Here is an 11770-nt window from a genome sequence, read left to right as displayed (position 1 = left end):
GTACTGGGGCGAAGGAAGTGCCCGTGCCCGCAACTGGCAGCGCTATGATGTCGGCGGCGAAGGCAAGATGTCCTTTGTCGAAGGCGTTGACTCCTACGTACCATATGCCGGCGCACTGGCGGACAACGTCGGTCTGACGATTTCCAAGATCAAGCACACCATGTGCAACTGCGGCTTTACCAACATCCCGGATTTCCAGAAAAACGCGAAAGTTACCCTGGTTTCGGCTGTATCGATTTCTGAGGGCGGTGCCCATGACGTACTCGTCCGCGATGATAAAGTCGACGCCGGGCAGATGTAATTCCAATCATTTTGTTAACTGGACAGGCAGACCCCGGCGGTCTGCCTTTTAAATGGGAAAAATTAAAATGCAGATTTCACAGGCGGAAATCTGCAAAAAACTGAGTGATAAGCCGGCTGACTGATCAGAAGAAAAGAGACGTCGGAATCAGCAGCACATAAGGTGCGGTCGCTATGGAGATGATCAAAGCTGCTTTCCGTCTGCCTTTGACGGAAAGCCCGCTCTTTCGAAGAGCCAGGCGGGAATCGAGAAAATAGAGCGCAAATCCTGCCAGGATAATCGTCAGGCAGACCAGAAGCAGTCCAACCGGATGGGACCAGGGGTTGTAGTATACCGCCATTTCGATGGGATAGAGGGTTTCGGAATAGGGAATAAAACCAATCGCAAACAGAATCACGCAGCCCAGAACGTCCCCCAGATACCCAAGCAGCCAGACCTTCCACCAGGTCTTTTTAAAGCCCTGCTTCCAGTTTCGAGGATTGAAGCGCTTAAGACAGAAGCGGAGAACGGCGCAGTCGATTGCCAGATTGCCGAAAATGAACAGCGGCCAGATCCAGGTGATTGGAACTACAAAGAAGAAAAACAGAGGGAAAATGAGATTGTAAAGCCGCAGGGAAGAAGAGCGGGGCAGTGGAGCAGGATGGATTGTTTTCACAGGGATTCTCCTTGCTGGAATTTATTTTGAATTCCATTTCTCATGAATTGAGCTTATCATCCATCATGGCGTCTTTCGATAATGTCCGTCTAAACATATTCTGAAGTTTTTCTCATCAATAGTCTGCCATTCGACAGGCAAATGTATTATACGAGCCGTTCATATCCGTCGGTAAAATGTCCTTTCGCTGATAGACTGAAAGCAGTTTTTCTGCCGGAGCCGCTTTTCTTTTTTAGCCGGTTTTGTGGAGAACCGGCTTCAGTAATAAATGGAGGATCTGCAATGAACAGTATTCTGCTGGCAGCCTTTATTCCGCTGCTTGGAACTGCTGCTGGATCAGCATTTGTTTTCTTTGTGCGCAAACCGCTCTCACAGCTGGTAAATCGCTGCTTTTCCGGCATTGCGGCCGGAGTAATGACTGCCGCTTCAGTATGGTCATTGCTGATTCCGGCCATGGAACAGAGTGAACCGATGGGCAGAATGGCCTTTTTGCCGGCTGCCGGCGGTTTTCTGCTGGGCATTCTTTTTCTGCTTGTGCTCGATGCCATTACGCCGCACATTCATCCGGGATCGCTGGAAGAAGAAGGCCCGCATTCGAGTCTGAAAAAGCGTACGAAACTGTTTCTGGCGGTCACTCTGCATAACATTCCGGAAGGCATGGCGGTCGGAGCGACGCTGGCTGGCATGCTGAACACGAATCTGATCTCGTTTTCCGCAGTTCTGGCACTGTCCCTTGGCATTGCCCTCCAAAACGTTCCGGAAGGCGCGATCATTTCGATGCCGCTTCACGGCAGCGGCTATTCGCGCTGGAAGGCGTTCTGGTTTGGCACGCTCTCCGGCGCTGTCGAACCGCTGGCCACTGGGCTTACTCTGGCCATGCAAAGCTGGATCGTTCCGCTGCTTCCGTGGTTTTTAAGCTTTGCGGCTGGGGCGATGCTGTATGTGGTAGTGGAAGAACTCATCCCGGAAATGGTGCAGGGCGAACATTCCAATCTGCCAACGCTCTGCTTTTCGGGCGGCTTTGTACTGATGATGATTCTTGATACGCTCCTTGGCTGATTCGGCCAGTCCAAAATCGCCATAAAGAAAAAGCAAACAAACCGGACTCTGCCGGATCGAAAACGATCGGAAAAGTCCGGTTTTTCTGCGGATGGAGTCGGCAGGAGGGATTCAGCCGGAAGGCGTCATCCTCTGTCGCGAAAAGAGAATCGCAAAAATCCATTGCGAAAAGGATACAGGTACGCTTAATATTTCAGATTCAGCAGCAGGACATTGCCCTGAAAGTGCATTGGTTTGCCTGCAGTAAAGGAAGGATGATCCTTGCTCGGTCGTCTGGGCAGCCGTTTTGCTTTTTTCAGACGTCTTGGCGCAAGAAGGACCTGACGGCGTTTCGGTGTCTGATGACGGGAGCGCGGAAGCAGCACCGCGTCGGTTTTGAGAAGAGAACGGAAAGTTGAAGCGTATGTCTGGTTTTCCTCTTTTTTCATATCGTGTACCTTATCTGGTTTTGCTTCGGTCAAAAAGGGAAGCTTCTCTTCCTGAACAATCAGCGCAGTCACAGAAGAAGTCAGGGCAGGGACCAAGAAATCCGGCTCCTGCTGCGCCTTCTGGTGTTCTTCGATAAATTTCTGATTGAGCAGGGCTGCCTGATTGAGCGCGTACTGCGCTTTGCGCCGCCATTGCAGGGCACGCGGATCGGTGGTCGGCGTCAGCCGGTCGAGCACCGAGCGCGGACAGTGATATTCGCGCGGGTCTTCGTATTCAAAACCGTGCACGATTTTAAACGTCGGCTTTCCGGTAAGGCTGTTTTCGCCGTCGATGTAGTAGACCGAAGTGATGTAGGCTTTCACATCGCCGGTAATCTGACTTTTCAAAGCCCAGTAGTAGCACTTGTTTTTGTCGCGGCTGAATTCAAGCAGTTCATAGACATTCAGGTCGATTACGCTGAAGCATTCCAGACAGATGTCGGGTTTTCCATCGGGTTTGTAGTATTCGATTTCCTTAAATGTAAAATGCATGCATTTTCCTCTTTTCTCCAGCCAGCGCCTAAAGCAGCGGTGCAGATCGGCTGCCTAAACGACCGCAATTTTAACGAATACGAAATAATACATTCGTAAACATTCAAGATTGCCTGCGCTGAATATCAAGCGACTGGACAGACCGATTCAATTATAGGGGAAAGCGGGAGCGCCTTTTCTATATTTTTTCTAAACATCCCTGAATTCAGCGGCTTAACGTAAAATCTGGCCGGGATCGGTCCTATAATCAAATTAATTCAGCCGAAAGGCAGGAAAGGAATGAAACTATGCCGCGCTATGTAGGAGAAATTCGAACCAGCGGATTTTATGTGAATTTTTATCCGACGTACATTTATGAAAAAGACAAATTTATTCGTTTGAGCGATGAAGATGTGGAGAAGATTCTTCCGGGATCGCAGTATCCCAACCTGAATCTGTTTTCCTCTTCGACATCGATGCGTTTAGACGATCTGTTTCAGGACGGAGACGACGTCATTATTGATTTTCAGAGCGATAAGCTCATTCCAAATTTGAAAAGCGATGGGAGCGTCTATCCTTCCGCCTGGAAACTCGATGTGTTCAAGCAGTATTCCGGATCGATTCTTCGCATGGAAGATGTGGGCTGGTACTATGCGCTCCCCCAGGAAGCCGTAGAAGGGGACTGGCGTAAAGATTCAACGGTGATTTTGAATACCCGCGACGTCAACGAAGATATGCGGGTCATGATTCCAGGTCCGATCGAAAATACGCTCGTCGGCCCGTTTCGGGTCCGTTACGACGAAGATCTCGATGAACTGGTGATCTATCCTTCGCTTGATCAGAAAAACTCCATTATTTCCGGCTATCTGTATTCGCCTTCTCTCGCGGATCGGATCCATACGCTGGAACAGATCGATGTGACGCGCGGCTATGTCCGTATCGAAGGCGAAGGCGTCGAACCGTGTCCGACCGACACCATTTCCGATGAGGAACTGATCGAAAACTTTACCGCATCCATCAAGGGAAAAACGGCGAAAACTATCGGTGTCGATCCCGCCGCGTTTGCGAGTCTGCTGGCCAGTTACCAGAACTCGCTGATCAGCGGCAAGGACATTCCGGCCGCACTGGCTGCGGAGCGGGTAAAGCGGCTTCAGGCGATTTTTGAATCGTCCGCAAAAATCGGCGAACTTTTTAATGAACTTTCCTCGCTCATTCCGGAAATGTTCAAGGCCCGCAAGGACGATCCTGACTATATGGATATGGTTCATGAGCTGCTCGAAAATGAGGAATTTGTCGAAGCGCTCCCTGCGTATTCGGAATACGTCACGTTTACAAGCCAGCTCAAGCAGAAAAACAGCGAACTGAAGGCGCAGAAGGAAGAACTCCAGAAAGCCGTCGATGAGCTGGAAATCCTGCAGCCAAAGCAGCAGCTCGAACGCTATCAGGAAGAGCTCGATCAGCTCAAGTCCATGAAAGCCAAAGCCGAAGAAGAATTCCAGGAAGCGCTGCGGCAGGCCAATATCGGCAAGGATGTGGCCAACCTGGAAGCAAGATCGTCCTACTTGCAGGAAGAAATTGCGCGTCGTGAAAAAAGCATTGCCGATCTCAACGTACAGATGGAAGGCCTGCAGGGAAAACTCGATGAACTGCTCGAACGCTCCAGCCAGAAAACGCTGGAAATCTCATTTGACAATATGATTTCCGAACGCTTCATGGAACATACCGCCCGTCTGGAAAATGCCAGACGGCTGGAAATTTACCAGCAGGCGTCCCGCGCCATTGCGGCCATGCCGCGATCCTTCCTTTCGAAGGAACAGCTCGTGGACTATCTGGTGTTCACGATGCAGAAAAGCCGTCCGGAATATTCCCGCAATGAAATTCTGAACATTCTCATCTGCCTGACCCAGGGCTTCCTGACTATCTTTACTGGTCAGCCAGGCTCTGGAAAAACGTCGATCTGCCGCGTTACGGCGCAGGCGCTTCACCTCGATCAGCCGGCAGAACTTGAAAAAAGTCATCCGCAGTTTCCGTACTGCTCCCGTTTTGTCTCCGTCAGCGTCGAACGCGGCTGGTCAAGCCGCCGCGATCTGATCGGCTTTTACAACTCGCTGACCCGCTCCTTTGAAAAAGCGGATCCGCGTCTGTTTGATCTGCTCAGCATTCTGAATCAGGAAAGCCGCGGAAACAGCGGCTCGGATTCGCTCCCGGCGCTCGTCCTTCTCGACGATGCCAACCTGTCGAGCATGGAATACTACTGGGCCGACTTCATGTCCATGGAAGAAAACGCCGCCATCCGCGGTACGATCGCGCTGGGCGACACGTATACGTTTGAAATTCCGAGGACTCTGCATTTTGCGGCTGCCATTCAGTCCGACCACACGACCGAACCGTTAAGCAGCCGTCTGCTGGACCGTGCCTGGGTCATTACGATGCCGGAAAAGCGTCTGCTGCTCAAGCCGGCCAGACCGCTTCTGGAAGACGAATTCCGCTCTTCGCTGATTACGCACGAACAGCTTGACGAAGTGTTCCTGCCGCAGGAAGACAGCCAGACGCTGCCAAGCGCGCTTGAAGACGTGTATCAGTCGCTGGCCGCTCTGTTCAAGGAAGCCGGACTTACGGTTTCCATCCGTTCGGAAAGCGCGCTGCGCAAATACGTGCTGACCACTCTGCGCTGGTTTGTACCCGATGAAGACGAGGCCTATAGTGATGCCGGCACGATGGCGCTCGACTACGCCGTACTCCAGCGTCTGCTTCCGAAAATCAACGGGTCTTCGCACCAGTTCCGTACCATTCTGGAAAAAATGAAAAAAGTCTGCGAAACAGGCGGACTCATTAAGTGCGGCAGAAAACTGAAGGAAATCATGGAAAAAGGAGACGGTTCCATGCAGTTCTATCAGTTCTTCAGCTGATGTCCGAAAGCGTACTGCGGCTTTATGACGACTACCGGGCGGAACTGATCGAAGTTCCGCTGCATCCGGCCGATGAAGTACTGCCGCTCTCCTATTTGTTAAAAGCGCAGAAAGCCCAGGTGTATGCCACGGGATCGTATTCGGCGCAGCTCAGCGTTCCGCGTGCCGGCTACATCCGGCATGTGGAAGTTCAGCTGAACCACTATCCGATCAGTGCCACCTACTACGCCAATACCAACCGTCTCTACTTCGCGCCCGGCGGCCGGTCGAAATCGATTTTCGCCGATGCCTTTGGCTTTGCGCGCTTTACCATCCGGGTGACTTACGCCAGCGGACCGGCTCAGATGTTTTACTCCGACTACATCGAAGTCATCACGCCGCTGACGGACGAAAACTATTCCGTCAATTCCATGGGCGCCTATATTGCCCGTCACAATCCGATGCTCTTTTACGGAACCAGGGAAGACTACGATACCCGGGAAGGATCTAAAGGGCCCGGCTACTATTCGCTTGAAGACAAGATCCGTCAGCTCAAGCAGACCGCGACGCTTTTTGAACGGTCCTGGCGGCTCATTCGCCTGCGGCCAAGAAAAGCTGCGCTTCACTCTCAGAACGGCAGCAGCCAGTCCATGCAGGCCAGCGTGCGGTATTTGCTGGGACATCCAGAAGCCCTGCATCGTGTTCGCGATTCCCGCGTCGGTCTGCGTATTGGAATGAACACATATATTCCCGATCTCTCGCACGTCGATCAGACGCTCAGTACGACGGATGTGTACGAAAATCAGGTCACTCTCTCGTTTCTCAAGGGTGTCTGCGACGATATTGAAGCCATGATTCCCGAACTGGCCAGGGAGAAAAAGCTGATTCCTGCCCGGTCGGTTCTTCATGACAAGACGATCACGAACATGCAGAACTCCGCGGCCTTCCTGTACGAAGTCATGAAAAACTCGTTTGATTCGACAGAAAACGAACTGCGGGATCTGCTCGCGGGGTTCCGTTATCTGTATCAGGTGTATTCCCGTGCCATTCCGGCCAGACTCATTGAACTGAAAAAAGCGCCGACGCTGACCCCGGCGTTCCGTCAGCTGCCCGCATACCGTCTGATTTACGAAAGCATCAGCCGCTGCTTCGCGAGGAAAAACGTGAGTGTCGGCGATCTTCGCTTCGTTCGAACGTTTTTGCAGATTACGGAAATGTATGAAGTGTACGTTCTGACGAAGCTGGGCGAGTTTTTCGAAAGCAGCGGCTTTCAGCGCACCCGTTCGTACCGGGTCAACCACACGTTTGAAAGCGATACGTTTTATAAGAACACCGAGATCAACAACGTCTACATTTATCAGAAGGACGATCTGAAAATCACGCTTTACTATCAGCCGGTCATCTACAACCACAAGCATCCAGACCGCGCGATTACCGGCCTTGGCCGCTCCACATCGATTTCGATGCCGATCAAGGGCAGTGAAGAATCTTCCTATGGAACGTACTACACGCCGGACTACGTATTCCGCATTGAAAGTCCAAAGTGGAAAGGTGCCCGCTACATTCTCGGCGATGCCAAGTACTCCACGTCGCACGATGTCAAAAAGCAGAAAATTTTCCCGCTGATCTTCAAGTATCTGTTTTCCATTTCGCCGATTCATCCGGACGATCAGATTACCGGTCTTTACGTATTCAATGGACGAAATCCGGAAGTACAGACTCGTCTGCGCATCGCCCGCTCGATTTACGATCTGGTCCGCGATTCGGAGTCGATCTTTCCGCAGGTCGAAATCATTTCGCTTTACGAATATCCGGGAACCCGGCAGGCCGATCAGTTTGAAGCTTTGCAGCGTCTCTTTACCAATCAGATCGAAAAGGCCCGAGCGATTTACGAGCGGCCGCTAAATGTTTCGGACAGCGACAGTCTGCTTCCCGCCAATCTGGATTCGCAATCGCCGCTGGCCTCGCTGGCACTACTCTCGCAGGCGTCTTTGTTTGATCCCGATGAGGCTGACCCCGAAGATCCGTTTGAGGAAGACTTCGAAACGATGGAGACCACGGAAGATCAGGAAGCGTTCCCGCCTATGACCCCATCTTCGCCCGATTCGGATCCGGCACAGGATAATCCGGTCGAGGAGCCGGTCGATCGCTCTGTCGATTTTTCCGGACTGGAGCCGGAAAACGGGATCGACGAAAATACAGCGCAAAAAAACGAAGAACCTCTAAACGACGCAGTTCATTCGGATTTATCCGATTGAGTGAGCGGCGATTAAGTGAGCGGATTGATTTCATTGTTCACCCCGCATAACAAAACGCGCAGATTTCCGTATGGATCTGCGCGTTATTTCGTTTCATAAAAAAATCCCCAGATCTGGGGACTGAAGTTCGAAAATGGTGCCCACGGCCGGACTCGAACCGGCACGACATCGCTGTCGATGGATTTTGAGTCCACTGCGTCTACCAGTTTCACCACGCGGGCAACGTGTTCATTATAAAGAAATCCAAAAGGGGATTCAACGGAAAGATCAAAAGCCGCCAGAGCCGACGAATCGGACAGGCACGAGGACATGTTTCGCAGCCTGGAAGGAATAGCGTGATATTCCACAATCCAGCGGGCACTCCGTGCGAACGAAGCAAGGCGGATCCTGCGCAGTCCAGAAAAGGGGAAGAAGATAGAAGGTTCCAGATTTTGAACAGAAAACAGAGAAGACGCTCTTTTTATCCGAAATGAGCAGGAAAGGAACCGCAAAGGATATATACACGTTTCAAAAACGAAGCCGGGCGGAGACAGCCGCACGTCAAAATCCTCAGATTTGTGATTCAAGTAAGGGGTGTCAGAAAATGCACTGTATTATACTGAAGTGGAATAGAGGTAAATATCCATGTCTGTTTTAAAACCTGTCGATTACGATGAATATAAGAAAGTCGTTCCGAAATTTCGCGAAGGAGCGGAAAAATTCTTCAATCACCAGATGAATATGAAGGAATACAAAGGCTTCTCCGGAAAATACGGAAGCTACGCCCAGCGCGGCGGCCAGAAAAGCATGCTGCGTCTGCGTATGAGCGGCGGCCGCGTCACGCCGGAAAAACTGCGCTTTATTGTTGAAATGATTCGCAAGCACGATGTCAAGATGGCGCACTTTACAACATGCCAGACCATCCAGCTGCACGATCTCGATGTCGATACCGTCTGCGACATTATGGAGCAGGCCCCCAATGTCGGCATCGTCTGCTACGGAGGCGGCGGCGACTATCCGCGCAACGTGATGTGCTCTCCGCTCAGCGGCGTGGAAGAAGAATACTTTGACGTTATGCCCCATGCCCTTGCGGCTGCTGAATTCCTGCTCGATTTCATCGACCAGGACAAAATGCCCCGCAAGCTGAAAGTCGCGTTCTCCAATTCGAAATCCAACGTCACTCATGCGACGTTCCGCGATCTTGGCTTTGTAGCCAGAGAAGACGGCCGCTACGATGTCTATATCGCCGGCGGTCTGGGAAACAATCCTAAATTTGGCGTAAAAGTCAAAGAAAGCCTGGAACCGGGTAAGATTCTGTACGTCATTGAAGCGATGATCCGCCTGTTCCGTAAATACGGCAACTACGAAAACCGCTCCAAAGCCAGAACCCGCTATTTGCAGGAAAGCCTTGGCCGCGATCGTCTGATCGAGGAATTCGACAAGGAATTCCGCAAGCTCAAAGAAGAAAAGAACCTGTATGTAGACAATTTTGAAGATCTGCGCATTCACAAGGAAGGCGAGGGCGAACCGCTCGAAGAGTCCTTCATCGTGAAGCATCAGACCAACGGCGATCTGTACAGCGTTCTCTTCCATCCGCGCGGCGGCGTTCCTTCGATCGAAACGCTCGGCCGTCTGTCCGGCGCTCTCGAACATATGGATCAGGTCGAAATGCGTCTGTCCCCGGACGAAGGGGCCTATATCATTAACCTGACTGCAAACGAAGCCCGTCAGATTCTGGAAATCATTGAATCCGAAGCGGCGCGGACAGCGTTCGAAACGTCCGAATCGTGCATTGGTGCGTCCATCTGTCAGGTCGGTCTGCGCGATTCGCAGGATCTGCTGCGCACGATTCTGGCCAAAGTCAGCGAAGCCGGCGTCGCCGATGACGCTCTGCCGCAGATTCATATTTCCGGCTGCCCGTCGAGCTGTGCCGCCCATCAGATCGGCAAGATCGGTTTCCGCGGCGCTCTGAAAGTCGTCGATAAGAAGCCGGTTCCGACCTTCCTGCTTTATGCCGGAGGAAACGATGAACAGGGCGAAGAAAAAATGGGCGTGGAGCTCGGCAATATTCCGGTTGATCGCATTCCGGATTTCCTGATCCATCTCGCGCGCATCGTGGAAGCTTCTGGCATGGGCTATGATGCCTGGGAAAAGGCCAATCCAGACGGAGTAAAAGAAGCCGCTGCCGATTACCTGATTTAATATCCAATTTGATTTTCACTCACGCTTCGGCATCAGAATTCTGATCCCGAAGCGTTTTCCTGATTCAGACCGGTTTTCTTACACCGGTTTTCAAAACACCATTCAAATACTGTCTTATGAACAAAATTACAAAACGAAACCTGAATTTAAAATCTTCCTTAGCCTCGCGCCTTCTGCTTTGCGCCGCCGTGACTTCTCTTCTGGGCGGCTGCGCGTCGAACTCTTCGCAAACCGCGGATGCTTCCGTTTCTTCCCAGACGTCCTCGCTCTCTTCGGCGCTTTACACCCAGACGGATGAGCAGACGATTGTTCTTAAGGACGATCTTGGCCGTGAGGTCGAAATTCAAAAGCCGGAGCGCGCAGCCATTCTGATCGGAAGCTTTGCGGACCTTTTTGCGGATGCCGGCGGCAAGGATCAGATTGCGGCAGCGGCGCATGATACGTGGACGTCCTTTGATCTGGATCTCGATTCCGAAAAGGTACAGGATCTGGGCGATGTGAAATCCATTGCGCAGGAAACGCTGCTCTCATCCGATCCGGACCTGGTCATCGCCAGTGCCAAAAACGATTCTCAGAAGAAAATGGCGGATCTGCTGGAGGAATCCGGCATTCCTGTCGTTTACTATGATGTGTCTTCCTTTGAAGACTATCTGCGCGTCCTGGAACAGTTCTGTCGTATTACCGGGGATACAAGCAGCTATGAAAAGAACGGTCTCGAACAGCAGAAACGCATCGAAGCCATTCGAAACAAAGAGCGCAATAACCCGCCAAAAGTTCTGGCTCTTCGCGAAACTGGAAAGGGAATCAAGGCGCTTGGCTCTTCCAACTCAGTATTAGGCTCCATGTTAGCGGATCTGAAAACGGAAAACATTGCTGGCGAAGACGGTCTGGACACGCTGTCCATGGAAGTCATCGCGAAAGAAAACCCGGATCAGATTTTTTATGTCGCGCAGGGAAAAACGAACGAACAGGCGCAGGAAATCGCCGATGCCCTGTTTCAGAGCGATGCATGGAAAAACCTGGACGCGGTTAAAAACGGAAAAGTGTATGTCCTCGATCAGAAGCTGTACAACCTGAAGCCAAACGCGAAGTGGGCGGATGCTCTGGAAAATCTCGAAACGATCGTCTATGGCGAGTAAACCGCGCAAAATGGTGCTTGGCGCGCTCGTTCTCCTGGTTGGGCTTTCTGTGATTTCCATACTGGCCGGTCCGGCCGGCTGGCTGGATCCGATGCAGGAATCGATGCGCTCGATCGTTTTGCATCTGCGTCTGCCGCGCGTACTTGGCGCTCTTCTTGCGGGAAGTGCGCTCGCGCTCTCCGGCGCTTTGGTCCAGACCATTTTGCATAATCCGCTGGCCTCGGCCAACATCATCGGCGTCAACGCCTCGGTCGGCTTTTTTACCATTCTTGGCAGCAGTCTCTTTCCGCTCTCCTTCAGCGCAGGAACGGTGTTCGGCTTTTTTGGCGGTCTGGCGTGCGGCCTTCTCGT

General features: G+C 51.9%; 9 protein-coding genes and 1 tRNA gene. 7 read left to right on the top strand and 3 right to left on the bottom strand.

Annotated elements, in window-relative coordinates; all coding sequences use genetic code 11:
• On the top strand, positions 1 to 301 hold a 301-nt coding region (locus ACLUYS_RS07180), incomplete at its 5' end, for an IMP dehydrogenase (RefSeq protein WP_412659474.1).
• A gap of 124 nt (positions 302 to 425) precedes the next feature.
• On the opposite strand, the gene ACLUYS_RS07175 is transcribed toward ACLUYS_RS07180, so the two are convergent.
• Positions 426 to 956, bottom strand: a complete 531-nt coding sequence (locus ACLUYS_RS07175; protein ID WP_230268119.1) for a hypothetical protein — start codon at positions 954 to 956, stop codon at positions 426 to 428.
• A 282-nt stretch (positions 957 to 1238) separates the two neighbouring features.
• Between ACLUYS_RS07175 and ACLUYS_RS07170 the strand changes: the two genes are divergently transcribed.
• Positions 1239 to 2015 carry a ZIP family metal transporter gene (locus ACLUYS_RS07170; protein WP_288820491.1) on the top strand — a complete coding sequence of 259 codons (777 nt, stop codon included), beginning with the start codon at positions 1239 to 1241 and terminating at the stop codon, positions 2013 to 2015.
• A 185-nt stretch (positions 2016 to 2200) separates the two neighbouring features.
• Here the strand turns inward: ACLUYS_RS07170 and ACLUYS_RS07165 are convergent, their stop codons facing one another.
• Positions 2201 to 2974: a hypothetical protein gene (locus ACLUYS_RS07165; protein WP_412659473.1), complete on the bottom strand. Its 774-nt coding sequence runs from the start codon at positions 2972 to 2974 to the stop codon at positions 2201 to 2203.
• Between the two features lie 287 nt (positions 2975 to 3261).
• Between ACLUYS_RS07165 and ACLUYS_RS07160 the strand changes: the two genes are divergently transcribed.
• Positions 3262 to 5862 carry a hypothetical protein gene (locus ACLUYS_RS07160; protein WP_412659472.1) on the top strand — a complete coding sequence of 867 codons (2601 nt, stop codon included), beginning with the start codon at positions 3262 to 3264 and terminating at the stop codon, positions 5860 to 5862.
• Positions 5862 to 8099 (top strand): hypothetical protein, encoded by a 2238-nt coding sequence (locus ACLUYS_RS07155; RefSeq protein WP_412659471.1) that lies wholly within the window; start codon positions 5862 to 5864, stop codon positions 8097 to 8099. The genes ACLUYS_RS07160 and ACLUYS_RS07155 overlap by 1 nt, the downstream gene beginning before the upstream one ends.
• Positions 8100 to 8233: 134 nt before the next feature.
• Here ACLUYS_RS07155 and ACLUYS_RS07150 read toward each other — a convergent pair.
• A tRNA-Leu gene (locus tag ACLUYS_RS07150) sits at positions 8234 to 8320 on the bottom strand.
• A 403-nt stretch (positions 8321 to 8723) separates the two neighbouring features.
• On the opposite strand from ACLUYS_RS07150, the gene ACLUYS_RS07145 reads away from it, so the two are divergent.
• From ACLUYS_RS07145 to ACLUYS_RS07135, 3 genes are all read left to right on the top strand, one after another.
• Positions 8724 to 10280 (top strand): nitrite/sulfite reductase, encoded by a 1557-nt coding sequence (locus ACLUYS_RS07145; RefSeq protein WP_412659470.1) that lies wholly within the window; start codon positions 8724 to 8726, stop codon positions 10278 to 10280.
• A 116-nt stretch (positions 10281 to 10396) separates the two neighbouring features.
• Positions 10397 to 11419, top strand: a complete 1023-nt coding sequence (locus tag ACLUYS_RS07140) for an ABC transporter substrate-binding protein (protein WP_230267801.1) — start codon at positions 10397 to 10399, stop codon at positions 11417 to 11419.
• Positions 11409 to 11770 (top strand): iron chelate uptake ABC transporter family permease subunit (locus ACLUYS_RS07135; protein ID WP_412659469.1); only part of this gene is annotated, 362 nt, incomplete at its 3' end. The genes ACLUYS_RS07140 and ACLUYS_RS07135, both read left to right, overlap by 11 nt.

Source organism: Allobaculum sp. (assembly GCF_047010065.1).
Taxonomy (GTDB): Bacteria; Bacillota_I; Bacilli_A; order Erysipelotrichales; family Erysipelotrichaceae; genus Allobaculum; species Allobaculum fili.
The sequence above is the reverse complement of the archived record's forward strand: the minus strand, read 5'-3'. Positions and strand labels throughout refer to the sequence as shown.